The 25,143-nt window shown below is 67.8% G+C and carries 21 protein-coding genes; 16 read left to right on the plus strand and 5 right to left on the minus strand.

The window, feature by feature from the left end; genetic code table 11:
- The 3 genes from G3N94_RS23955 to G3N94_RS23965 form a co-directional block, all read right to left on the minus strand.
- Positions 1 to 700: PhaM family polyhydroxyalkanoate granule multifunctional regulatory protein (locus G3N94_RS23955; protein ID WP_205795044.1), on the minus strand; the 700-nt coding region annotated here is incomplete at its 3' end.
- 73 nt (positions 701 to 773) lie between these two features.
- Positions 774 to 1,601 (minus strand): enoyl-CoA hydratase/isomerase family protein, encoded by an 828-nt coding sequence (locus tag G3N94_RS23960; RefSeq protein WP_205795045.1) that lies wholly within the window; start codon positions 1,599 to 1,601, stop codon positions 774 to 776.
- Between the two features lie 148 nt (positions 1,602 to 1,749).
- A complete protein-coding gene (locus G3N94_RS23965) occupies positions 1,750 to 2,742 on the minus strand; it encodes a fumarylacetoacetate hydrolase family protein (protein WP_205795046.1) in 993 nt (330 codons plus the stop codon).
- Between the two features lie 137 nt (positions 2,743 to 2,879).
- Between G3N94_RS23965 and G3N94_RS23970 the strand changes: the two genes are divergently transcribed.
- From G3N94_RS23970 to metH, 5 genes are all read left to right on the plus strand, one after another.
- A complete protein-coding gene (locus G3N94_RS23970; protein WP_205795047.1) occupies positions 2,880 to 3,755 on the plus strand; it encodes an IclR family transcriptional regulator in 876 nt (291 codons plus the stop codon).
- A gap of 140 nt (positions 3,756 to 3,895) precedes the next feature.
- Complete coding sequence (locus G3N94_RS23975) at positions 3,896 to 5,224, plus strand: DUF3108 domain-containing protein (RefSeq protein ID WP_205795048.1); 1,329 nt, start codon at positions 3,896 to 3,898, stop codon at positions 5,222 to 5,224.
- Positions 5,225 to 5,523: 299 nt separating this feature from the next.
- Positions 5,524 to 5,781: a DUF3567 domain-containing protein gene (locus G3N94_RS23980; protein ID WP_205795049.1), complete on the plus strand. Its 258-nt coding sequence runs from the start codon at positions 5,524 to 5,526 to the stop codon at positions 5,779 to 5,781.
- A gap of 227 nt (positions 5,782 to 6,008) precedes the next feature.
- Positions 6,009 to 7,088 carry a homocysteine S-methyltransferase family protein gene (locus G3N94_RS23985; protein WP_205795050.1) on the plus strand — a complete coding sequence of 360 codons (1,080 nt, stop codon included), beginning with the start codon at positions 6,009 to 6,011 and terminating at the stop codon, positions 7,086 to 7,088.
- A gap of 14 nt (positions 7,089 to 7,102) precedes the next feature.
- Positions 7,103 to 9,871, plus strand: a complete 2,769-nt coding sequence (gene metH, locus G3N94_RS23990; RefSeq protein WP_346778727.1) for a methionine synthase — start codon at positions 7,103 to 7,105, stop codon at positions 9,869 to 9,871.
- A gap of 129 nt (positions 9,872 to 10,000) precedes the next feature.
- On the opposite strand, the gene G3N94_RS23995 is transcribed toward metH, so the two are convergent.
- Positions 10,001 to 10,324, minus strand: a complete 324-nt coding sequence (locus tag G3N94_RS23995) for a DUF1840 domain-containing protein (protein WP_205795052.1) — start codon at positions 10,322 to 10,324, stop codon at positions 10,001 to 10,003.
- A 200-nt stretch (positions 10,325 to 10,524) separates the two neighbouring features.
- On the opposite strand from G3N94_RS23995, the gene argS reads away from it, so the two are divergent.
- The 6 genes from argS to G3N94_RS24025 all read left to right on the plus strand — a co-directional run bounded on the left by argS (position 10,525) and on the right by G3N94_RS24025 (position 18,607).
- Positions 10,525 to 12,306: an arginine--tRNA ligase gene (argS, locus tag G3N94_RS24000; RefSeq protein ID WP_205795053.1), complete on the plus strand. Its 1,782-nt coding sequence runs from the start codon at positions 10,525 to 10,527 to the stop codon at positions 12,304 to 12,306.
- Between the two features lie 109 nt (positions 12,307 to 12,415).
- Entirely contained in the window at positions 12,416 to 13,387 is a 972-nt protein-coding gene (locus G3N94_RS24005) for an SPOR domain-containing protein (RefSeq protein ID WP_205795054.1), read from the plus strand.
- A gap of 67 nt (positions 13,388 to 13,454) precedes the next feature.
- Positions 13,455 to 14,093 carry a thiol:disulfide interchange protein DsbA/DsbL gene (locus tag G3N94_RS24010; protein WP_205795055.1) on the plus strand — a complete coding sequence of 213 codons (639 nt, stop codon included), beginning with the start codon at positions 13,455 to 13,457 and terminating at the stop codon, positions 14,091 to 14,093.
- Between the two features lie 37 nt (positions 14,094 to 14,130).
- Positions 14,131 to 14,904, plus strand: a complete 774-nt coding sequence (locus G3N94_RS24015) for an SDR family oxidoreductase (protein WP_205795056.1) — start codon at positions 14,131 to 14,133, stop codon at positions 14,902 to 14,904.
- Positions 14,905 to 15,176: 272 nt separating this feature from the next.
- Entirely contained in the window at positions 15,177 to 16,763 is a 1,587-nt protein-coding gene (locus tag G3N94_RS24020) for an ABC transporter substrate-binding protein (RefSeq protein ID WP_205795057.1), read from the plus strand.
- A gap of 197 nt (positions 16,764 to 16,960) precedes the next feature.
- Positions 16,961 to 18,607: an ATP-binding cassette domain-containing protein gene (locus G3N94_RS24025; RefSeq protein ID WP_205795058.1), complete on the plus strand. Its 1,647-nt coding sequence runs from the start codon at positions 16,961 to 16,963 to the stop codon at positions 18,605 to 18,607.
- Between the two features lie 16 nt (positions 18,608 to 18,623).
- Here G3N94_RS24025 and G3N94_RS24030 read toward each other — a convergent pair whose 3' ends face one another.
- Positions 18,624 to 19,703, minus strand: a complete 1,080-nt coding sequence (locus tag G3N94_RS24030; protein WP_205795059.1) for an MBL fold metallo-hydrolase — start codon at positions 19,701 to 19,703, stop codon at positions 18,624 to 18,626.
- 322 nt (positions 19,704 to 20,025) lie between these two features.
- Between G3N94_RS24030 and aceK the strand changes: the two genes are divergently transcribed.
- From aceK to G3N94_RS24055, 5 genes are all read left to right on the plus strand, one after another.
- Positions 20,026 to 21,837: a bifunctional isocitrate dehydrogenase kinase/phosphatase gene (gene aceK / locus G3N94_RS24035; protein ID WP_205795060.1), complete on the plus strand. Its 1,812-nt coding sequence runs from the start codon at positions 20,026 to 20,028 to the stop codon at positions 21,835 to 21,837.
- Between the two features lie 48 nt (positions 21,838 to 21,885).
- The gene (gene can, locus G3N94_RS24040; protein ID WP_205795061.1) at positions 21,886 to 22,653 is read left to right on the plus strand and encodes a carbonate dehydratase; all 768 of its coding nucleotides are present in this window, start codon (positions 21,886 to 21,888) and stop codon (positions 22,651 to 22,653) included.
- Between the two features lie 76 nt (positions 22,654 to 22,729).
- On the plus strand, positions 22,730 to 23,926 hold the full coding sequence (locus G3N94_RS24045) for an acetyl-CoA C-acetyltransferase (RefSeq protein ID WP_205795062.1): 1,197 nt from the start codon (positions 22,730 to 22,732) through the stop codon (positions 23,924 to 23,926).
- Positions 23,927 to 23,962: 36 nt separating this feature from the next.
- The gene (locus G3N94_RS24050; protein ID WP_205795063.1) at positions 23,963 to 24,640 is read left to right on the plus strand and encodes an SDR family oxidoreductase; all 678 of its coding nucleotides are present in this window, start codon (positions 23,963 to 23,965) and stop codon (positions 24,638 to 24,640) included.
- Between the two features lie 29 nt (positions 24,641 to 24,669).
- Positions 24,670 to 25,107: a YchJ family protein gene (locus G3N94_RS24055; RefSeq protein WP_205795064.1), complete on the plus strand. Its 438-nt coding sequence runs from the start codon at positions 24,670 to 24,672 to the stop codon at positions 25,105 to 25,107.
- Positions 25,108 to 25,143: the final 36 nt, after the last annotated feature.

The following is a 25,143-nucleotide window of genomic DNA, read 5'->3' on the forward strand; positions in this document are numbered from 1 at the left end:
TGCGCTTGGCGGCAGGCTTGCGCGGCGCTGCGGAGGCTGCCGGTGCTGCCTTCGGATCCGCCGGGTCGGCCGGTTCAGCAGGATCGGGCTGCGCGGCACCCGGCGCGGCGGCGGGCTGCCCGCCCGGCTGCGTCATCGCGAGGCTCGCGAGCTGGTTGAATTGCGTCTGCAGCAGGTTCCACCATCCGGTCGGATCGAAGGCCGGGTTCTGCTCGGCGGCATCCGCGCCGGGCGGGGTGTCTGCGGCTGCAGATGCGGCTGCAGGCCCCGCGTGCGGTGCATGGGGCGTGTCGCCACGCGGTGCCGCCGCGGCCTTCGCCGCCGCGACGGCCGCATCCTCGGCGGCCGACATCGAGCTTTGCGCGAACGCACCGAACGCGCGCAGCGTCGCGAGTGTCGCGCGCTGCACCTCGAGCGCCTGGATGGCGGACTGCAGCATCCCGAGGTTCAGCTTCAGCCACTGCTCGACCGCACGCAAATCGGTGATGCGCTTGTCGAGCTCCTCGACGCTCGTGAGCGGCGCCATCATGTCGGACATGCTCGACAGCGACGGCGGCAGCCCTTGCGTGGCGCCGGGAATCGAGGCCATCGCGCCGAACGGCGACAGCCGGATCATGTCCCACATCCGGTCGACCATGTCGGCCGGTTTGAAGCCGGCAAAGCCGGAGAAAGGATTGGAGCCGGTGGTATCGGTGGTCATGCGGGCATCCTGGTTGACTGGGGGAGCGTGGCGGCCACATCGCACGGCCGCCGTGGATCGATCATAGCGCGCGTCAGAACGGCGCGCCGCCGGGGAAATCGGGTGGACGGCGCTCGCGCAGCGAACGGATGCCCTCCTGCACGTCGGGGCCCGCGAAGCCCATGAATTCGAGCGCGAGCGACGCGTCGAACGTCGGCCCGGCCGAACGCAGCCAGTTGTTGAGCGCGTACTTGGTCCAGCGGATCGCCGTCTGCGAGCCGTGCGCGAGACGCTCGGCGACCTCGTAGGCCTTCGGCAGCAGGTCGTGGTCGTCGACCGCGAGCGACACGAGGCCGATCCGCTCGGCCTCCTCGCCGCTCACCGGCTCGCACAGCAGCAGGTAGTACTTCGCCTTCGCCATCCCGCACAAGAGCGGCCACACGATCGCCGCGTGGTCGCCGGCCGCGACGCCGAGCCGCGTATGGCCGTCGATGATGCGCGCGCTCTTCGCGGCGATCGAGATGTCGGCGAGCAGCCCGGCGACGAGGCCCGCGCCGACGGCCGGCCCGTGCATCGCGGACACGATCGGCTTGCTGCAGTTGATCACGTTGTAGACGAGATCGCGCGCCTCGCGCCAGACCCGCGCGCGCACGTCGAAATCATTCGCCATCTGCTCGACGAGCGCGAGATCGCCACCCGCCGAGAAACCCTTGCCTTCGCCGCGGATCACCACGACGCGCGTGTCGGGATCGCGATCGACGTCGCGCCAGATGTCGGCCAGCTCGCGGTGCATGCGCTCGTTCGCGGTCGCGAGACCGCTCTTGTTCGCGCCTTCGCCGCTCATCACGATTTCGAGGATGCCGTGCGGCTGGCGCCGCACCTTCAGTGCTTGATAGCCGCTGTAGACGGCGAGATCGGACATGCGAAGCTCCTTGCGGAAAACCCATGGATCGAGTGTAGCCAAGCCCGCGCGGGCAAACATCGGGCGAAACCCGGCGCGCGGGCCGCAACCGGGTTGCGCCCGCGCGCGTTGCGGGGCGCTGCGGTGCGGTGCCGTGCGTTACGTTACGTCATGCAGCGCCGTCGGGCGGCGCGACCGACTGCTCGATCGCGCCGAAGATCGACTTGCCGGCGTCGTCGAACATCTCGATCTTCACGGTATCGCCGTAGCGCATGAACGGCGTCTGCGGCGCGCCGTGCTCGATCGTCTCGAGGCAGCGCTTCTCGGCGATGCAGCAGTAGCCGCGCTTCGCATCCTTGTTCGACACCGTGCCCGAACCGACGATCGAGCCGGCACGCAGGTTGCGCGTCTTCGCCGCGTGCGCGACCAGCTGGCCGAAGTGGAACACCATGTCGGTGCCCGCGTCGGGCTGGCCGACCTTCTTGCCGTTCCAGTGGACGATCATCGACCGGTGCACGCGGCCGTCGCGCCAGTGCTCGCCGAGTTCGTCCGGCGTCACCGCGACCGGCGCGAACGCAGTTGCCGGCTTGCTCTGGAAGAACCCGAAGCCCTTCGCGAGCTCGGCCGGGATCAGGTTGCGCAGCGACACGTCGTTCACCAGCGTGACGAGCCGCACGGCCTTCAGCGCGTCGTCGGGCGACACACTCATCGGCACGTCGCCGGTGATCACCGCGACTTCGGCCTCGAAGTCGATGCCCCACTCCTCGGACGGGCACACGACGTCGTCGCGCGGCCCCAGGAAATCGTCGCTGCCGCCCTGGTACATCAGCGGATCGGTCCAGAACTCCGGCGGCATCTCGGCGCCGCGCGCGCGGCGCACGAGCTCGACGTGGTTCACGTACGCGGAGCCGTCCGCCCACTGGAACGCGCGCGGCAGCGGCGCCATGCAGTTGGCCGGAGCGAACGGGAACGCGTGGCGCGCGCGGCCATGATTCAGCGCATCGTACAGGTCGCGCAGTTGCGGCGCGTAGAACGCCCAGTCGTCGAGGACGCGCTGCAGCGTCGGCGCGATCGTGTCGGCGATCACTGCGGTATGCAGGTCGCGCGACACGACGATCAGCTGGCCGTCGCGCGTGCCGTCCTTCAGCGAAGCAAGTTTCATGAGGGGAATCTGCCGTTGTAGTGACGATGGAAGGAATCTATTTTACGATGGTGAATCCGCGCGGTGCGCACGCCAGCGTACGCGCCGCGGCCGAATCGAACCCTGCCTCCTGATCGCGCGCCGCGCACCGTTGCCCCATGTCCGCCAGCCAGCTCCCAGACGACGATCTCGCCGAACCCGACACCGCCGATACCGCCGACGATGCCGCCGGCGACGGCGGCGAGAAGCTCCGCTCCGGCATCCAGTCGATCGAGGTCGGCTTCCGTCTGCTCGACGTGCTGACGAGCGAACCGCGCGCGATGATGCTGCGCGATCTCGCGCAGCGCGCGGGCATGAGCCCAGCGAAGGCGCACCGCTATCTCGTCAGCTTCTCGCGGCTCGGCGTCGTGTCGCAGGATCCGGTATCCGGCCGCTACGAGCTCGGCGGCTTCGCGCTGCAGATGGGCCTTGCGCGGCTCGCGCGCGTCGACGGCGTGAAGCTCGCGCGGATTGCGCTCACGGAACTGCGCGACCGGCTCGACCAGACGGTCGGCATCGCGGTGTGGGGCAACCAGGGACCGACGATCGTGCACTGGATGGAATCGAGCCATCCAGCGAAGGCATCGCTGAAGCTCGGCGACGTGATGCCGCTGCTCGGCTCCGCGACGGGCCTGCTGTTCGCCGCGTACCTGCCGCCCGGCAAGACCGCCGCGATGATCGAGCGCGAGCTCGCCGATACGCGCCGCTCGCCGCATCACGGCGGGCCGCGCACGCGCGCCGAGGTCGACGCGGTGCTCGCGGACGTGCGCACGCACCAGGCTGCTCGCGTCGAGGGAATGCTGCTGCCGACGATCCATGCGTTCTGCATGCCGGTGTTCGACGCGGTCGGCGAACTCGCGCTCGCGATCCTCGCGCTCGGCCACGAAGGCACGTTCGACATTGCATGGGGCGGCGAGATCGACGCCGCGCTGCGCGAGTGCGCGCAGAAACTGTCATACGAACTCGGCTATAGTCCGGACGCGCGCGACGCCTGACTTGCACCCGCGCCCCCGTGCACCATGCGCCGCGAACGCGCGGCGCATCCGACGGTCGGAATCCTGACGAGGCCCGCGCCCCGGCACACACGCTGCACGCCGCCCGCGCGCCGACCGCCCCAACCCTTCGCCGCCAGCCGATGCCGCACACCGACACCCATCCCCGCTACGCAATGCCCCGCCGCTGGCTGCGCGCGGGCATTGCGCTCGTCGTGGTGCTCGTGCTGCACGTGCTCGCCGCGTTCTGGTTCACGCGTCATCGCGAACCGTTCACGCCGCCCGCGCCCGCCGAGGTGCCCGTGCAGATCGAGCTGCTGAAACCGCAGGCGATCGAGCGGCAACCGGCGCCGCCCGCGCAGCAGCCGGTCGCAAAACCTGTCGCAACGCCGGCCGCGCCTGCACCCGCGAAGCCGGCCGCGCAATTGCGCCCGGCGCAGCAGGAACCGGTCCTGACGTCGACGCAGACCGCCGCGGAAGGCGAACCGCCGGCCGCGGCCGCACCCGGCATCGCGTCGGGCACATCCGGCGCATCGGGCACGTCGGCGGCATCCGCCGGCGGCGCGAGCGGCGCCGCGACGGCAGGCCCCGCATCGAACGGCGTCAAATATGCGGTGCCGCCATCCGGCGACCTGCAATACGACGCGTTCTACAACGGGATGCAGAACTCGACGGGCACGATCCACTGGCGCACCGACGGGCAAACGTACGAACTGTCGGTGACGATGCCCGTGCCGTTCGTCGGCCCGTTCCGCTACCGGAGCCAGGGCCGCATCGACGCGTTCGGCATTGCGCCCGACCGTTACGTCGAACAGCGCGGCAAGCGTCCCGAGGACATCGCGATCTTCAACCGCGAGATCCGGCAGGTCGTGTTCACGCGCACGCCGGACAACGTGCCGCTGCCCGACGGCGCGCAGGACCGCTTCAGCATGCTGATGCAGCTCGCGGGCCTCGTGCGCGGCAACCCGGACAAGTACCGGCCGGGCGTCACGCAGCAGTTCTTCGTGATCGACAACAACAGCGGCGAGACCTGGCCGATCGCGGTGATCGGCGACGAACAGGTGCAGACCGCCTCGGGCTTCATCGCGACGCGGCACTTCATGCGCCTGCCGCGCCACGACGGCGACACGCGGCGCATCGACATGTGGCTTGCGCCGTCGCTCGGCTGGCTGCCCGCGCGGCTCGTGCAGACGGAACCGAACGGCACGCAGATCGAACTGCTGTGGCACGGCCAGCTCGCCGCACCCGCCAGCGCCGAGGATGCGACGCCCGGCACGGGCCACGCACCGGCGCCAGCGGCCGGCGCTTCGGCTCCGGCCGCACCGGACACGTCACCCGCGCCAATCATGTCACCCGCACCGGGCTCGTCACCCGCGCCGACTGCATCGCCCGCACCGGCCCCTGCTCCCGCACCGGCAGCGCCCGCTTCATCGCCGTCGGCACCGCCAGCCGCATCGACTGAGGTATCCTGACAGCTCGCGCGCTGACGCGCGAATCGGCAAACAAATCGGCAAATTCGACCGATGCCCTACCACAAAGATCGTCACTAAAGATCGACAGTCATGTGCCGTAAAATTAGGCATGACACTCTTTAACAACTATTTCGGTACACCGGACCACAATAGGAAACGTTTAGCAGATATCGGCTTCTAACCGATACACCCCATGCAACGGGAACGGGGTGTGCAGCGCAAGCCCCTTGAAACCGGCGCAGCCTGCCCCACGTATGGGGACAACAAGGCCAGATGCCACTGCGAAGAGGAGTGCCGCCATGCAAATGATCTACAACAGCCCCAACTACTGCGTCGTCGAGTTCCCGCCGCAGGCCGGCCACCATGCGATGAATTCGGGTGGCTACGAAATCGTCGACAAGAACGCGCAGCGCGAGATCTTCATCGACGGCGAACTCGCCGAACGGTTTCGCGAACACGTCAAACAGCTGATCGACGAAGAACCGTCGCTCGACGAAGTCGACGAATTCCTCGGACAGTTCGACAGCCTGATGACGCAGCCGGTCGTCCTGCATTGACGGCACCCGGGCCCGGCGCATGATGCCACCGGGCTCACCGCACGCGGCGCGCGGTTCACCTGCGCCGCCGAGCACTCCGATTCTGCCCCCGTCCGGTCCGCCGCGCGGGGGTTTTCATTGAGCCCGCCGACACGCACCGCAGCCCCGGCGACGCGCCGCGCAAGGCCGGGCGGCACGGGGCCGCACCGGCTACAATGGCGCTTTTCCCGCTTCGCCGGTCATCCGCCATGTCTGCGACTTCATCCGCCGTTCCCGCCGCTCCGTCCGCCGCGCTCACCGCTTCGTACACGCGCGGCGCCCAGTTGCCTGCGCTGCTGCAACAGCGCATCCTGATCCTCGACGGCGCGATGGGCACGATGATCCAGCGCTACAAGCTCGACGAAGCCGCGTATCGCGGCGAGCGCTTCAAGGATTTCCCGCGCGACATCAAGGGTAACAACGAGCTGCTGTCGATCACGCAGCCGCAGATCATCCGCGAGATCCACGACCAGTACTTCGCGGCCGGTGCGGACATCGTCGAGACCAACACGTTCGGCGCGACGACGGTCGCGCAGGCCGACTACGGGATGGAAGACCTCGTCGTCGAGATGAACGTCGAATCGGCGCGGCTCGCGCGCGAGGCGGCCGCGAAATACGCGACGCCGGACAAACCGCGCTTCGTCGCGGGCGCGATCGGGCCGACGCCGAAGACGGCAAGCATCTCGCCGGACGTCAACGATCCGGGCGCGCGCAACGTCACGTTCGACGAGCTGCGCACGTCGTACTACCAGCAGGCGAAGGCGCTGCTCGACGGCGGCGTCGACCTGTTCCTCGTCGAGACGATCTTCGACACGCTGAACGCGAAAGCGGCGCTGTTCGCGCTCGACGAGCTGTTCGAGGACACCGGCGAGCGCCTGCCGATCATGATCTCGGGCACCGTCACCGATGCGTCCGGCCGGATCCTGTCGGGCCAGACGGTCGAGGCGTTCTGGAATTCGCTGCGCCACGCGAAGCCGCTCACGTTCGGCCTGAACTGCGCGCTGGGCGCGGCGCTGATGCGCCCGTACATCGCCGAGCTCGCGAAGCTGTGCGACACCTATGTGTCGTGCTACCCGAATGCGGGCCTGCCGAACCCGATGGCCGAGACCGGCTTCGACGAGACGCCCGACGTCACGTCGGGCCTGCTGAAGGAATTCGCGCAGGCCGGTCTCGTGAACCTCGCAGGCGGGTGCTGCGGCACGACGCCGGAGCACATCGCGGAGATCGCGAAGGCGCTCGCCGAAGTGAAGCCGCGCCGCTGGCCGAGCCAGTACAGCGACGCCGCCTGACGCCCGCCCCGCGCATCGCGCACGAGCACGCCCGCCCCACCCAACACGCAACGCACCACACCGCCATGACCGATCATACGATGCGCCTTGCCGGCCTCGAGCCGTTCAACGTCACGTCCGGGACGCTCTTCATCAACGTCGGCGAACGCACCAACGTCACCGGCTCGAAGGCGTTCGCGCGGATGATCCTCAACGGCCAGTTCGACGAGGCGCTCGCGGTCGCGCGCCAGCAGGTCGAGAACGGCGCGCAGGTGATCGACATCAACATGGACGAGGCGATGCTCGATTCGAAGGCGGCGATGGTGCGCTTCCTGAACCTGATCGCGTCGGAGCCGGACATCGCGCGCGTGCCGATCATGATCGACTCGTCGAAGTGGGACGTGATCGAGGCGGGCCTCAAGTGCGTGCAGGGCAAGGCGATCGTCAACTCGATCTCGCTGAAGGAAGGCGAACAAGCCTTCCGCCACCACGCGAACCTGATCCGCCGTTACGGCGCGGCGGCCGTCGTGATGGCGTTCGACGAAACCGGCCAGGCCGACACGTTCCAGCGCAAGACCGAGATCTGCAAGCGCTCGTACGACTTCCTCGTCAATGAAGTCGGCTTCCCGCCGGAAGACATCATCTTCGACCCGAACATCTTCGCGGTCGCGACCGGCATCGAGGAGCACAACAACTACGCGGTCGACTTCATCGAGGCAACCCGCTGGATCAAGCAGAACCTGCCGTACGCGAAGGTGAGCGGCGGCGTGTCGAACGTGTCGTTCTCGTTCCGCGGCAACGACCCCGTGCGCGAGGCGATCCACACCGTGTTCCTGTATCACGCGATCCAGGCCGGGATGGACATGGGCATCGTGAACGCGGGCCAGCTCGGCGTGTATGCGGACCTCGACCCGGAACTGCGCGAGCGCGTCGAGGACGTGATCCTGAACCGCCGCGACGATTCGACCGACCGCCTGCTCGAGATCGCCGACAAGTTCAAGGCAGGGGGCGCGAAAAAGGAAGAGAACCTCGAGTGGCGCAACCAGCCGGTCGAGAAGCGGCTCTCGCATGCGCTGGTGCACGGCATCACGAACTTCATCGTCGAGGATACCGAAGAAGTGCGGGCGAAGATCGCCGCGGCCGGTGGCCGCCCGATCAACGTGATCGAAGGGCCGCTGATGGACGGGATGAACATCGTCGGCGACCTGTTCGGCCAGGGCAAGATGTTCCTCCCGCAGGTCGTGAAATCGGCGCGTGTGATGAAGCAGGCGGTTGCGCACCTGATCCCGTTCATCGAGGAAGAAAAGCGCCTGCTCGCGGAAGCGGGCGGCGACGTGCGCGCGAAGGGCAAGATCGTGATCGCGACCGTGAAGGGCGACGTGCACGACATCGGCAAGAACATCGTGTCGGTCGTGCTCCAGTGCAACAACTTCGAAGTAGTCAACATGGGCGTGATGGTCCCGTGCAACGAGATCCTCGCGAAGGCGAAGGTCGAGGGCGCGGACATCATCGGGCTGTCGGGCCTGATCACGCCGAGCCTCGAGGAAATGGCGTACGTCGCGTCGGAAATGCAGCGCGACGACTATTTCCGCGTGAAGAAGATTCCGCTCTTGATCGGCGGCGCGACCACGTCGCGCGTGCACACGGCCGTGAAGATCGCGCCGAACTACGAAGGCCCGGTGGTCTACGTGCCGGACGCGTCGCGCTCGGTGTCGGTCGCGGCGAGCCTGTTGTCCGACGAAGGCGCGACGAAGTATCTCGACGAGCTGAAGTCCGACTACGAACGGATCCGCGACCAGCACGCGAACCGCAAGGCGCAGCCGATGGTCACGCTCGCCGAAGCGCGCGCGAACAAAACCAAGGTCGACTGGGCGAACTACCAGCCGGTCAAGCCGAAGTTCATCGGCCGCCGCGTGTTCAAGAACTACGACCTGAACGAGCTCGCGAACTATATCGACTGGGGCCCGTTCTTCCAGACCTGGGATCTCGCGGGTCCGTACCCGGCGATCCTGAACGACGAGATCGTCGGCGAATCGGCGCGCCGCGTGTTCTCCGACGCGAAGTCGATGCTCGCGCGGCTGATCCAGGGCCGCTGGCTGACCGCGAGCGGCGTGATCTCGCTGCTGCCGGCGAACACCGTCAACGACGACGACATCGAGATCTACACGGACGAATCACGCTCGGAAGTGCTGCTCACGTGGCGCAACCTGCGCCAGCAGAGCGTGCGGCCGGTGGTCGACGGCGTGATGCGGCCGAACCGCTCGCTCGCCGACTTCATCGCGCCGAAGGAATCGGGCATCGCCGACTACATCGGGATGTTCGCGGTGACGGCCGGCCTCGGCGTCGACGTGAAGGAAAAGCAGTTCGAAGCCGACCACGACGACTACAGCGCGATCATGCTGAAGGCGCTCGCGGACCGCTTCGCGGAAGCGTTCGCCGAGGCGCTGCACGCGCGCGTGCGCCGCGAGCTGTGGGGCTACGCGAGCGGCGAGACGCTCGACAACGACGCGCTGATCGCCGAGAAGTATGCGGGCGTCCGGCCGGCGCCCGGCTATCCGGCCTGCCCCGACCACCTCGTGAAGCGCGACATGTTCGACGCGCTGCATGCGGACGAGATCGGCATGAGCGTGACCGATTCGCTGGCGATGCTGCCGGCCGCGAGCGTGTCGGGCTTCTACCTCGCGCATCCGGACAGCACGTACTTTTCGGTCGGGAAAATCGGCCAGGACCAGCTCGAGGACTATGCGCAGCGGATGGCGCTGTCGCTCGACGACGCGCGCCGCGCGCTCGCACCGCAACTCTGACCCGCATTGCGGCGACCGGGCGGCTGCAGAAAGGCGCGCCCGGGTTTTTAGTCAGACAAATCAAAAAGCCCGCTCGAGAGCGGGCTTTTCATTGCCTTTCGTTCCTTTCGGACGGCGGCGCGCGAAGGCTCAGAAGCCCCAGTGCACGTCGGCCTCGCCGGCCTTCGCCTCGCGCAGCATCGTGAGGAACGGCGCGACACGCTGAGCAAGGCTCGGCGGCACTTCGTGGTGCGCGTGCTCGACCTCGTCCTCGTGGAAATGGCCCGCGTGCTCGGCACGCTCCTGCTTCGCCTGCGCGACGGCATCTTCCAGCTTCGAAATCGCGCGGTCCAGCTCGTCGTGCGTAATCACGCCGCGCTCGCCCAGCTGCTTGCCGACGAGACCCAGCACATATACGGCGAAATCCTTCAGCACGTCGAGATCCTGTGCCGCCTTGCTCTTGAACGTAATCATGACAAATCCCTTTTAATCTTGTTGTGCCCGCCGCGCGCGGTTGGCGAACGCCGGCAGACCGGCGTCCGGCCGCGCAGACACGGGCCGCCTGAGCGGCATATTAGCACCTGTTAAAATTCTGCGATCCCTGAAACGCGCGCTTAAAAAGCGCGCCGGCGCGCCGAGGTTCCCGGCCGCCACCAACGAAGCCTTCTACCAGCATGCTGCCAGCTCAAAAACAGACCCTCGAAGCCCTGCTCGCGGATAGCGTCAAGCAGGTCGCCCACGCCCTGAAGGGCGACGACTCCGCGTTCGTCGCGCCGGCGATCACGCTGGAGCGCCCGAAGGTCGCCGCGCACGGCGACGTCGCGTGCAACGTCGCGATGCAGCTCGCGAAGCCGCTCGGCGCGAACCCGCGCCAGCTCGCCGAGAAGATCGTCGCCGCGCTCACCGCGCAAGCAGACGCGCAAGGCCTTGTCGAGGCCGCCGAGATCGCCGGCCCGGGCTTCATCAACCTGCGCCTGACGGCGGCGGCCAAGCAGGCCGTGATCGCCGCGGTGTTCGAGCAGGGCCGTGCATTCGGCACGTCGGATCGCGAACATGGCAAGCAGGTGCTGCTCGAATTCGTGTCGGCGAACCCGACCGGCCCGCTGCACGTCGGCCACGGCCGCCAGGCGGCGCTCGGCGACGTGCTCGCGAACGTGATCGCGAGCCAGGGCTACGCGGTGCACCGCGAGTTCTACTACAACGACGCAGGCGTGCAGATCGGCAACCTCGCGATCTCGACGCAGGCGCGCGCGCGCGGCCTGAAGCCGGGCGACGCGGGCTGGCCGGAAGCCGCGTACAACGGCGAGTACATCGCCGACATCGCGCGCGACTACCTGAACGGCGAGACGGTCGCCGCGAAGGACGGCGAGCCGGTCAAGGGCGAAGGCGACGTCGAGAACCTCGACGCGATCCGCAAGTTCGCGGTCGCGTACCTGCGCCACGAGCAGGACATGGACCTGCAGGCGTTCGGCGTGAAGTTCGACCAGTACTACCTTGAATCGTCGCTGTACAGCGAAGGCCGCGTCGAGAAGACGGTCGACGCGCTGATCAAGGCCGGCATGACCTACGAGCAGGACGGCGCGCTGTGGCTGCGCACGACCGAAGAAGGCGACGACAAGGATCGCGTGATGCGCAAGACGGACGGCACGTACACGTATTTCGTGCCGGACGTCGCGTACCACGTGACGAAGTGGGAGCGCGGCTTCACGAAGGTGATCAACATCCAGGGCTCGGACCACCACGGCACGATCGCGCGCGTGCGCGCGGGTCTGCAGGGGCTGCACGTCGGCATTCCGAAGGGTTACCCCGACTACGTGCTGCACAAGATGGTCACCGTGATGCGCGACGGCCAGGAAGTGAAGCTGTCGAAGCGCGCGGGCAGCTACGTGACGGTGCGCGACCTGATCGAATGGTCGGGCGGCGCGGTGCCGGGCCAGGAGGCGGCGCCCGACCTGATCGACGAGGCGACGATCACGCGCGGCCGCGATGCGGTGCGCTTCTTCCTGATCTCCCGCAAGGCCGATACCGAGTTCGTGTTCGACATCGACCTCGCGCTGAAACAGAACGACGAAAACCCGGTCTACTACGTCCAGTACGCGCATGCGCGGATCTGCTCGGTGCTGAACGAGCTGAAGTCGCGCTACAACGTCGAGGTGGCGCAGTTGCCGGGCGCCGACCTGTCGCAGCTCACGAGCACGCAGGCCGCGTCGCTGATGCAGAAGCTCGCCGAGTATCCGGACATGCTCACGCATGCGGCGAACGAGCTGGCGCCGCACGCGGTCGCGTTCTACCTGCGCGACCTCGCTGGCGAATTCCACTCGTTCTACAATGCGGAGCGCGTGCTGGTCGACGACGAAGCGCCGCGCACCGCCCGCGCCGCCCTCCTCGCCGCCACCCGGCAGGTGCTCGAGAACGGTCTGGCGATGCTCGGCGTGTCCGCACCCGCCAAGATGTAAGCGGCCCGTACGGGGCAGCAACAGGCCGCGGCCGCGCCCGCCGTCGGATACCCGCCGTCGGATGCCCGCCGCGGCCTTTTCACGATTCTTTTTGCAGGTGACTCAAGCAATGGCACAACCACGCCGCACGTCGAAGCAATCGAAACAAGCCGGAGGAACATTTCTGGGCATCGTGCTGGGCCTGATCGTCGGCCTCGCGATCGCCGTGGTGGTGGCGCTCTACATCACGCGTTCGCCGTCGCCGTTCGTGTCGAAGGTGGCGCCGCCGCCGGCCGACAACGCCGCGAGCCAGCCGCAGCAATTCGATCCGAACCGCGCGCTGCAGGGCAAGACGCCCGGCCAGCCGGTGCCGCCGCAGGCCGCGCAGCCGACGCCGCCCAATACCGCGCCCGGCCAGGCCGGCAACCAGACGCAGCCGGGCCTGCTACCCGAACCGCAGATCGTCGAAGTGCCGCCGTCGGCCAACGGCAACGCCCCGAGCGCGTCGAATGGCTCGAACGTTTCGAACGGGTCGAGCACCTCGAATGGATCCAGCGCGTCGAACGGATCGAACGGATCGAGCGCGTCTAACGGGTCGAACGCTTCGCGCGGGTCGTCGAGCAACGGCGTCGCCGTCGCACCGAAGCCTGCCGATAGCACGCCGCCGAAGAAGCAGCAGCAGCCGCAGGCGACGGCGGGCGAAGACGACATCGCGCGCCTCGCCGCGCAAAAGCTCGCGCAGCAGCAACAGGCGCAGAAGGCACAACAGCAGCAGGCGAATGCGTCGAAGGCCACGTCGTCGACGACGGTCGCCAGCAACGCGCCCGGCAACGCCGCGAAGCCGCCGACCGCGAACGACGCGAACACCGGCTACTTCCTGCAGGTCGGCGCGTACAAGACGGAAAGCGACGCCGAGCAGCAGCGCGCGCGCCTCGGCTTCCAGGGGTTCGAGTCGAAGGTGTCGAAGCGCGACGTCAGCGGCGTCACCTACTTCCGCGTGCGCGTGGGCCCGTTCTCGAAATTCGAGGATATGAACTCGGCGCGCCAGCGTTTGTCCGATGCAGGTGTCGACACGGCAGTGATCCGCTTCACGAAGCAGTGAAACCGGCCGCGCCTACGCTGATCCCGTTACGTTTCGCTACTCAAGCAACTGATCCGACGTTCACAACATGAAAAAACTGCTCAGCACGCTTCTCCTGTCCCTGGGCCTCGTGGCCGGCTTCGCCCACGCGGCCCCGGCCGCGCCGGTGGCCGGCAAGGACTACGAGGTGATGAAGGCGCCGCAGCCGGTGTCCGCGCCGGCCGGCAAGGTCGAAGTGATCGAATTTTTCTGGTACGGCTGCCCGCACTGCTACGAGTTCGAGCCGACGGTCGAGGCGTGGGTGAAGAAGCAAGGCGACAAGATCGACTTCAAGCGCATCCCGGTCGCGTTCCGTGACGATTTCGTCCCGCACTCGAAGCTGTTCTACGCGGTGTCCGCGCTCGGCATCTCGGAGAAGGTCACGCCGGCGATCTTCAACGCGATCCACAAGCAGAAGAACTACCTGCTGACGCCGCAGGCGCAGGCCGACTTCCTCGCCACGCAGGGCGTCGACAAGAAGCAGTTCATGGACGCGTACAACTCGTTCAGCGTGCAGGGCCAGGTGAATCAGTCGGCCAAGCTGCTGAAGGACTACAACATCGACGGCGTGCCGACGATCGTCGTCCAGGGCAAGTACAAGACCGGTCCGGCCTACACGAACAGCATTCCGGGTACCGCGCAGGCCCTCGACTATCTCGTGAAGCAGGTTCAGGACAAGAAGCTTTGATCTCCGCCAGGTCCACCAGGCCCACTACCGCGCCGGCATGACTCAGCCGCTGAAGGTCTTCATCACCGGCGCGTCGAGCGGCCTCGGCCTCGCGCTGGCCGAGGAGTACGCGCGCCAGGGCGCAACCCTCGCGCTCGTCGCGCGGCGCACCGATGCACTCGACGCGTTCGCGCGACGCTTCCCCGCGCTGTCCATCACGGTCTACCCGGCCGACGTGCGCGACCCCGACGCACTCGCGGGCGCTGCCGCGGCGTTCATCGCCGCGCACGGCTGCCCGGACGTCGTCATCGCGAACGCAGGCATCAGCCAGGGCGCGGTGACGGGCCAGGGCGACCTCACGACGTTCCGCAACGTGATGGACGTCAACTACTTCGGGATGGTCGCGACGTTCGAGCCGTTCGTTGGCCCGATGACGGCCGCGCGGCGCGGCACGCTCGTCGGCGTCGCGAGCGTCGCCGGCGTGCGCGGCCTGCCGGGCTCCGGCGCGTACAGCGCGTCGAAGTCGGCTGCGGTCAAGTATCTCGAGGCGCTGCGCGTCGAGCTGCGTCCCACCGGGGTCGGCGTCGTGACGATCGCGCCCGGCTATATCCGCACGCCGATGACCGCGCACAATCCGTACCGGATGCCGTTCCTGATGGACGCCGACCGCTTCGCCGCACGCGCGGCCCAGACGATCGCGCAGCAGCGCGCGTACCGCGTGATTCCGTGGCAGATGGGCGTCGTCGCGAAGGTGCTGCACGTGATGCCGCGCTGGCTCTACGACCGCCTGTTCGAAAAGGCGCCGCGCAAGCCGAAGGCGAGCGCGCACTGAGCGGCCGGTCCGGGCGCGTGTCTGCGCGGCCGGACGGGGCTGCTTCGGCGCTGCTGGCGCGCTTGCGCCTCCCCCTCTCCAGCGCTCAAACGCCCGTTCCGTCGTCATCGCAGCCGTTTTCCGCTCAACGCGCAGCGTTCCGGCGCCTTTTTCCACGCGGCGCGCGCTTTGACGGTATGCTGTTCGTCAGCTGTGCCGGACCGGACCGAATTCCCGGCCGCGCATCCGCCTCCCGTCATCAAGCAAAAAGCACAAGCCACGTCGGAGATCCTATGCACTTCAAGCTGTTCGCCGCGGTCGCACTGGCCGCGGCCCCCGTCCTCGTCGCCGCCAAGCCGCTCACCGTCTGCACGGAATCGAGCCCGGACGGTTTCGACGTCGTGCAGTACAACTCGCTCGTCACGACCAACGCGTCGGCCGACGTGATCTTCAACACGCTGGTGTCGTACGACGAAGCCGCGAAGAAAGTCGTGCCCTCGCTCGCGGACAAATGGGACGCGAGCGCCGACGGCCTCACCTATACGTTCCACCTGCGCCCGAACGTCGCGTTCCAGACCACCGACTATTTCAAGCCGACTCGCCCGCTGAACGCCGACGACGTCGTGTTCACGTTCGAACGGATGCTCGACGACGCGAATCCGTGGCACAAGATCGCCGGCGCGAGCGGCTTTCCGCATGCGCAGTCGATGGGCCTGATCAAGCTCGTGAAATCGGTCACGAAGGTCGACGACGACACCGTGAAGTTCGTGCTGAACGAGCCGAACGCGACGTTCGTGCCGATCCTGACGATGGGCTTCGCGTCGATCTACTCGGCCGAATACGCGGACCAGTTGCTGAAGGCCGGCAAGCAGGCGGACCTGAACGCGAAACCGGTCGGCACCGGCCCGTTCGTGCTGAAGAGCTACACGAAGGACGCGCTGATCCGCTACGACGTGAACCCGACCTATTGGGGCGCGAAGCCGAAGGTCGACCGGCTGATCTACGCGATCACGCCCGACCCGTCGGTGCGCCTGCAGAAGGTGAAGGCCGGCGAATGCCAGATCGCGTTGTCGCCGAAGCCGCAGGACGTGCTCGCCGCGAAGGGCGAGAGCGCGCTGAAGGTCGTGCAGACGCCCGCGTTCATGACCGCGTTCGTCGCGCTGAACACGCAGAAGAAGCCGCTCGACAACGACAAGGTGCGCCAGGCGCTGAATCTCGCGTTCGACCGCGCGAGCTACCTGAAGGTCGTGTTCGACAACACCGCGACGCCCGCGAACAACCCGTATCCGCCGAACACGTGGAGCTACGCGAAGGACGTCGCGCCGTATGCGTACGATCCGGCGAAGGCGAAGCAGCTGCTTGCCGCGGCGGGTTTCCCGAACGGCTTCTCGACGACGATCTGGGTGCGCCCGACGGGCAGCGTGCTGAACCCGAACCCGAAAGCCGGCGCGGAACTGCTGCAGGCCGATCTCGCGAAGATCGGCGTGAAGGCCGAACTCAAGGTGATCGAATGGGGCGAGCTGATCAAGCAGGCAAAGCTCGGCCAGCATGACATCCTGTTCATGGGCTGGGCCGGCGACAACGGCGATCCGGACAACTACCTGACGCCGCAGTTCAGCTGCAACGCGGTGAAGTCCGGCATCAACTTCGCGCGCTACTGCGATCCGCAGCTCGACAAGCTGATCGCCGACGGCAAGGAAACCGCCGATCAGGGCAAGCGCACGAAGCTGTACGAAGCCGCGCAGAAGCTCATCCACGACCAGGCGCTGTGGATTCCGCTCGGCTATCCGACGGCGGCGGCGCTCACGCGCGCGAACGTCAGCGGCTATCGCGTAAGTCCGTTCGGACGCCAGAATTTCGCGACGGTGTCGGTGCAGTAACGCGCGCCCGACCGTGGCGCGCAAGCGACGGGCGTGACGGCCCGTCGCTTGCAAATCGCGCGCGGCACTTGCTACACTGCGCGCTCATTCCTCATACCGGACTCCAGCCAAAGTGAACAACTAAGCCTTCCCAAAATGTTTTCGCCGCCGCGTCACGCACGCCGCGCGAAGTTTTTCACGCATTTTCGGAGGTGCTTATGGCTGCAGCCACGCCCACCGGCGCGCTCGTCGCGCTTCATCACGTTTCCTTCCGCTTCGACGACGGCGTCACGCTGTTCGATTCGCTCGACCTTGCCATCGACCGCACGCCCACCGGTATCGTCGGCCGCAACGGTGTCGGCAAAAGCTTGCTCGCGCAACTGATTGCGGGGCGCCGCGCGCCCGCTTCGGGGACGATCGACCGGCACACGCCGGTTGTCTACGTCGCGCAGCGGCACGACGACGACGACACGCCCGCCAACACGCGGACCGTCGCGGACATCGCCGCGCTCGACGCGCCGCTCGCGGCGCTTGCGCGCCTCGCGGACGGCCGCGCGGAACCGGACGACTTCGACCTGATCGGCGAACGCTGGGATCTCGCCGAACGGTTGCGCACGGCGCTCGACGCGGCGGGCCTGCACGACGTGCAGCCCGCAACGCCCGCGCATGCGCTGAGCGGCGGACAGCTCGCACGCGTCGCGCTGATCGGCGCGCTGCTGTCGGATGCGGGCCTGCTCGTGCTCGACGAGCCGACCAATCATCTCGATGCGCCCGGTCGCGCATGGCTGCGCGCGGCGCTCGACGGCTGGCGCGGCGGGCTCGTCGTCGTCAGTCACGACCGCGCGCTGCTCGCCGACGTCGGGCGGATCGTCGAACTGACACCGCAACGCGTGCGCTCGTACGGCGGCAACTACGCGCTCTACCGCGCGCAGCACGACGCGGAACAAGAGGCCGCGCAGGCCGCGCTCGATCATGCGCGCACCGAGCGCGGGCGTGTCAGGCGCCGGCTCGAAGACGAACACGACACGATCCAGCGCCACGCGGCCGGCTCGCTTGACTACGCGAAAACGGCCAATCTGTCGTCGATGGCGCGCGAGTCGCGCAAGGGTGCGGCGCGCCACATCATGGGTCAGGTGCGGCGGCGCCAGCACGACACCAAGACGACGCTCGACGAGCGCGTGCAGCAGGCGGCCGCGCGCGTCGATGCCGCCCCGCCGGTGCTCGTGTCGCTGCCGGGCACCGAGGTCAGCGCGCGCCGCCAGCTGTTCACGCTCGACAACGCGCAACTGCCGTGGCGCGTGGCGGGAGCGGCGGACGCGATCACGTGGTCGGCGAGCGGGCCCGTGCGCATTGCGCTGACCGGTCCGAACGGCTGCGGGAAATCGACGTTGCTGAGGATGCTTGCGGGCGAGCTTGCACCGCGCGCCGGCGCATGCACGACGCACGTGAGCGCCGCGTATCTCGACCAGCGGCTCGCGCTGCTTGATCCGGACCGCTCGATCGTCGAGCAGCTCGGGCTGCTCGATACGCCGCTCGCCGAAGGCGAACTGCGCAGCCGCCTCGCGCTGCTGCAGCTCGATGCAACGCGCGCGACGCAGCCGGTCGCACAACTGAGCGGCGGCGAACGGCTGAAGGCCGCGCTGGCGTCCGCGCTATGGCGCGGCACGCCTGCGCAACTGCTGCTGCTCGACGAGCCGACCAATCACCTCGACCTCGAATCGGTGCAGGCGGTGGAAGCGGCGCTGGCCGGCTTTCCCGGCGCGCTCGTGGTCGCGTCGCACGACACCGCGTTTCTCGCGGCACTCCAACCGACGCACACGATGCGGTGGAATCGCGACGGGTGGCGCTACGAGCCCGTCGCGTGAAGGTGATGGCGCGCAGTCAGCGCGCGATGCTGAACCGCAGCACGCCGTCCTCGCCCTGCTCGCGCACGAGTTCCCCCGCGAGCCACAGCAGATTCAGGTGCGCAATCGCCTCGCCGAGCGCGAACGTCATCTGGTGGATATCGAGCTCGCGGCGGCGGAACATGATCGGCACGATGTCGGCCGCGCTCATCGGCTGTTCCGCGCAGGCGACGCTCACTTCGTCGAGGCGCGCGTCGTGGTGCGCACGCAGCTGCGCGATGCGCGTGTGCACGCCACGGAACGGCTTGCCGTGCGACGGCAACACGAGCGTGTCGGCGGCCATCGTCTCGTAGCGGCCGAGCGACTGCAGGTACAGCGCGAGCGGGTTCGCCTCCGGCTCGAGATCGAACACCGACACGTTCGTCGAGATGCGCGGCAGCACCATGTCGCCGGAGATCAGCACGCCGTCGGCGTCGCTGTGCAGCGCGCAATGTTCAGGCGAATGACCAAAACCGGTGACGACGCGCCACGTGCGCGCACCGATCGTCACCGCGTCGCCTTCGCGCAGCCGGCGATAGCGCGGCGGCACGGCCGGCACGAGATCCGAGTAGTAGCTGCGGCGGTTGCGCAGCTTGTCGAGCGACGCCGGATCGGCCAGGCCGTGGCGCGCGAAGTGATCGGCCGCGGCGCCGCCGCCGGCGTTCGAGCCGTTGCCCGCGGCCATCAGGCAGCCGAACATGTATTCGCCGAGCGTCATCCACAGTCGCGCATTCCAGCGCGACTTGTCGCCGCCCTCGCACAGCCAGTTCGCGAGCCCGAAGTGATCGGGATGGCAATGCGTGACGATCACGCGCAGCACCGGCAGCCCGTCGAGGTGCGTGTCGAAGATCCGTTCCCAGTGCTCACGGATCGCGTCCGATGCGATCCCGCAGTCGACGATCGTCCAGCCCGCCTGCCCGTCGATCTCGTCGCGCAGCAACCAGAGATTGATGTGGTCGAGCGAGAACGGCAGCGGCATGCGCAGCCAGCGCACGCCGGGCGCGACCTCGAACGTGTCGCCCGCGGCGGGCAGCGTATCGGCGAAGGGGTAGTCGAGTTGGTGTTCCAGTGCGTTCATCGGTGGGGTGTCTCGTGTTTATGCGTGCGGAGTGCGTGCGGGCCTGTGCACGGCCGGGCGACAGGGCCAACGCGGGCGTTCCGACGATTCTATCGCTCAATCGCGCAACCCGTGATCCGCGCCGCTTGCGCGGCAAATAAAGTTCGCGTCAGAATCGGTTCCGTACCCGCATCTTTACGCGAAGATGCACCGAACGGCGCACAACGACGTGCATCGTGCCGTCTGGCAATCGACTGCGCAGCAGCGGCGGATGCGCTGTAAGCGCCGACTTGGGCGCTAGAATGGCGACTGGTTCCAGCCCTTTTGAGCGAGCCTGCACGCAATGAATCACTTCCCCAAACTGCTGTCGTCGCAGATCGGCTTCGATGTCGCGCAGTCCATGCTCGAGAACTTCGATCGCCACTACCGGATCTTCCGCGAAGCGGCGATCGAAGCGAAGACGCTGTTCGAGCACGCCGACTGGCACGGGCTGCAGCGGCTCGCGCGCGAACGGATCACGTCCTATGACGATCGCGTGCAGGAATGCGTCGAGATGCTGGAAGACGAATACGACGCGGAGAACATCGACGACGAGGTGTGGCAGCAGATCAAGCTGCACTACATCGGTCTCCTGACGTCGCACCGCCAGCCCGAGTGCGCGGAGACGTTCTTCAACTCGGTGTGCTGCAAGATCCTGCACCGCTCGTACTTCAGCAACGATTTCATCTTCGTGCGCCCGGCGATCTCGACCGAGTATCTCGAGAACGACGAGCCTGCGGCCAAGCCGACCTATCGCGCGTACTATCCGGGCACCGACGGGCTCGCGGTCACGCTCGAGCGGATCGTCACGAACTTCCAGCTCGAGCCGCCGTTCGAGGATCTCACGCGCGACATCGCCTGCGTGATGCAGGCCATCCACGACGAATTCGGCCGCTTCGACGAAGCGGTGAATTTCCAGATCCACGTGCTGTCGTCGCTGTTCTTTCGCAACAAGACCGCGTACGTGATCGGCCGCATCATCAACGCGGACCGCGTGCTGCCGTTCGCGCTGCCGATCCGCCACGTGCGCGCGGGCCTGCTCGCGCTCGACACGGTGCTGCTGCGCCGCCGCCAGCTCGAGATCGTGTTCAGCTTCTCGCATTCGTACTTCCTCGTCGACATGAACGTGCCGTCCGCGTACGTCGACTTCCTGTGCACGATCATGCCCGGCAAGCCGAAGGCCGAGATCTACACGTCGGTCGGCCTGCAGAAGCAGGGCAAGAACCTGTTCTACCGCGACCTGCTGCATCACCTGTCGCATTCGAGCGACCGCTTCATCATCGCGCCGGGGATCAAGGGCCTCGTGATGCTCGTGTTCACGCTGCCGTCGTTCCCGTACGTATTCAAGATCATCCGCGACCATTTCCCGCCGCCGAAGGAGACGACGCGCGCGCAGATCATGGAGAAGTACCAGCTCGTGAAGCGCCACGACCGCCTCGGGCGCATGGCCGACACGCTCGAGTATTCGAGCGTCGCGCTGCCGCTCGCGCGGCTCGATCACGCGCTCGTGCGCGAACTGGAGCGGGAGGTGCCGTCGCTGCTCGAATACGAGGACGACAGTCTCGTGATCAAGCACATGTACATCGAGCGCCGGATGACCCCGCTCAACCTGTACCTGCAGAACGGCAGCGACGCGGAGATCGAGCATGGCGTGAAGGAGTACGGCAACGCGGTGAAGGAGCTGATGAAGGCGAACATCTTCCCCGGCGACATGCTGTACAAGAACTTCGGCGTCACGCGCCATGGCCGCGTCGTGTTCTACGACTACGACGAGATCGAGTACCTGACCGACTGCAACGTGCGCCACGTGCCGGCGCCCCGCAACGAAGAGGACGAACTGTCCGGCGAGCCGTGGTATTCGATCGGCCCGCACGACATCTTCCCCGAAACCTACGGGCCGTTCCTGCTCGGCGATCCGCGCGTGCGCGGCGTATTCTTGAAGCATCACGCGGATTTCTTCGAGCCTGCGCTGTGGCAGGCGAGCAAGGACAAGCTGCTGCAGGGCGAGCTGCCCGATTTCTATCCGTACGACGCGTCGCTGCGCTTCCGCGTACGCTATCCCGCACACTTCGACGCGACGGACGACAACGAAGGCGGCGCGCAGCGCGCCGCCTGAACCCGCGTCCCGAACCGACCCGATTTCCGCACACGGAATGCCACACCGATGAACACCAACGACCATCCGCTCTCACACCTGTTCGACAACAACGACGCCTGGGTCAAGCGCAAGCTCGCCGACGATCCGCAATACTTCTCGCGTCTCGCCGACCAGCAGGCGCCGGAATACCTTTGGATCGGCTGCTCGGATTCGCGCGTGCCGGCGAACCAGATCATCGGCCTGCCGCCGGGCGAAGTGTTCGTGCACCGTAATATCGCCAACGTCGTCGTGCACACCGACCTCAACTGCCTGTCGGTAATCCAGTTCGCGGTCGACATCCTGCGCGTGAAGCACATCATGGTCGTTGGCCACTACGGCTGCTCGGGCGTGAACGCGGCGCTGCACAACCGCCGCGTCGGCCTCGCGGACAACTGGCTGCACCACGTGCAGGACGTGCGCACACGGCACGCGGCGCTGCTCGACGAATGGCCGGTCGGCGAGGCGCGCTACCGCCGCCTGATCGAGCTGAACGCGATCGAGCAGGTGGTCAACGTGTGTCGCACGACGATCGTCAACGACGCGTGGGCGCGCGGCCAGCAGCTCACCGTGCACGCGCTCGTGTACGGCGTGCACGACGGTCGCATGCGCGATCTCGGGATGGCCGTGTCGAACGCCGACGCGCTCGACGACACCTACCGGCGCGCGGTGGCCGCGCTGAGCGCGCGCGGCGACCACGCACGCGGCAACGACATGGTCGCGGCCGATGCGGCGCAGCTCACCGAAGTCGCGCAGGCCGTCGCGGATACGCTGAAGCCCTGTGCAGGGCCGGAGTAAGCGCTGATGCGCCGACGCCGGTCGCGCGCAATGCATGGGACTCGAGCCAGCGCCAGCGCGCTACAGGAGACACACCATGACAGCTGTTGATCACGACGATCCGATCGTCATCGCGGCGGCGGCACGCACGCCGATCGGCGGGTTCCAGGGCGACTTCGCGTCGCTCGCCGCACCGCAGCTCGGCAGTGTCGCGATCGGTGCGGCGCTCGCGCGCGCCGGCCTCGGGCCGGAGCAGGCCGACGAAGTGGTGATGGGCTGCGTGCTGCCCGCCGGCCAGGGCCAGGCGCCCGCGCGCCAGGCAGCGCTCGGCGCGGGCCTGCCGCTCGCGACGGGCTGCACGACGGTCAACAAGATGTGCGGCTCCGGAATGCGCGCGGCGATGTTCGCGCACGACATGCTCGTCGCGGGCTCGGCCGACGTGATCGTCGCGGGCGGGATGGAAAGCATGACGAACGCGCCCTACCTGCTGCCGAAGGCGCGCGCGGGGCTGCGCATGGGCCACGGCCAGGTGCTCGACCACATGTTCCTGGACGGCCTCGAAGACGCGTACGACAAGGGCCGGCTGATGGGCACGTTCGCCGACGAATGCGCGGGCGAATACGGGTTCACACGCGAAGCGCAGGACGCGTTCGCGATCGAGTCGCTCGCGCGCGCGAAACGTGCGAACGAGGATGGCTCGTTCCGCTGGGAAATCGCGCCGGTGACGGTGGCCGGCAAAAGGGGCGACACGGTCGTCGCGCGCGACGAGCAGCCGTTCCGGGCCGATCCGTCGAAGATCCCGGCGCTGAAGCCCGCGTTCGGCAAGACCGGCACCGTGACCGCCGCGAATGCGTCGTCGATCTCCGACGGCGCGGCCGCGCTCGTGATGATGCGCGCGTCCACCGCCGCGCGGCTCGGCATTAAGCCGCTCGCACGCGTCGTCGGCCATGCGACGTTCGCGCAGGCGCCCGCGAAGTTCACGACCGCACCGATCGGCGCGATCCGCTGCCTGTTCGGCAAGAACGGCTGGCGCGCGGCCGACGTCGACCTGTACGAGATCAACGAGGCGTTCGCGGTCGTCACGATGGCGGCGATGACCGAATTCGACCTGCCGCACGACAGGGTGAACGTGAACGGCGGCGCGTGCGCGCTCGGCCACCCGATCGGCGCGTCCGGCGCGCGCATCGTCGTCACGCTGATCGGCGCGCTGCGCGCGCGCGGCGGCCGGCGCGGCGTCGCTAGCCTGTGCATCGGCGGCGGCGAGGCGACTGCGATGGGCATCGAGCTGATCTGACACCCTGACCCCACGGACTACGAAGGAGTGGCGAGCATGAAAACCGTATTGATCGTCGGCGCGTCGCGCGGCCTCGGCCGCGAGTTCGTCCGGCAATACCGGCGCGACGGCTGGAACGTGATCGCCACCGCACGCGACGACGCGTCGCTCGCGGCGCTGCGCGACCTCGGCGCGCACGCGCATGCGCTCGACATCGCGCAGCCCGAGCAGATCGCCGCGCTCGGCTGGAAGCTCGACGGCGAGCGGCTCGATGCGGCCGTCGTCGTGTCGGGCGTCTACGGGCCGCGCACCGAAGGGGTCGAAACGATCACCACCGAGGAGTTCGACGCGGTGATGCACACCAACGTGCGCGGGCCGATGCAGCTGCTGCCGATCCTGCTGCCGCTCGTCGAGGACGCGCGCGGCGTGCTCGCGGTCGTGTCGAGCCGGATGGGCAGCATCGGCGAGGCGACCGGCACGACCGGCTGGCTCTATCGCGCGAGCAAGGCCGCGCTGAACGACGTGCTGCGCATCGCGTCGCTGCAGACCCGCCACGCGGCCTGCATCTCGCTGCATCCGGGCTGGGTGCGCACCGACATGGGCGGCGCGCAGGCCGCGATCGATCCGGAAACGAGCGTCACCGGCATGCGCCGCGTGATCGCCGAAGCCGGCGCGGACGTCGCGCTCGCGAACGGCCGCTTCTTCCAGTACGACGGCATCGAGCTGACCTGGTAACAACAACCCGTCGTTAATTCACGTTTCGCATGATTCCTACCCGACCTGACGCGTGCCCGTGCGGCGGCGCGTCGCCCGCCCCCGCCGGCCGCGCGCCGGCGCCCCGCTATGCCGCGTGCTGCGGCCGTTTCATCGACGGCGGCGAGATCGCGCCGACCGCGCTCGAGTTGATGCGTTCGCGGTACAGCGCGTACGTGCTCGGCGCGACCGACTACCTGCGCGCGACGTGGGACGCGCGCACCTGCCCGGCCGATCTGGATGCCGACCCCACGGCGCCCGATGCGCCGCGCTGGCTCGGCCTCGCGGTGAAACGCCACGCGCCGCTCGACGAACGCCACGCGGAGGTCGAATTCGTGGCCCGCTACAAGGTTGGCGGGCGCGCGTACCGGCTCCACGAAACGAGCCGTTTCGAGCGTGACGAGCACGGTTTCTGGCGCTATGTTGACGGCGATGTAAGCGAGCGTTGACAAATAGTTGCTGTGTCATACGCCGGGTAATTCCTG

Source organism: Burkholderia sp. Ac-20353 (genome assembly GCF_017104785.1).
Lineage (GTDB): Bacteria > Pseudomonadota > Gammaproteobacteria > Burkholderiales > Burkholderiaceae > Burkholderia.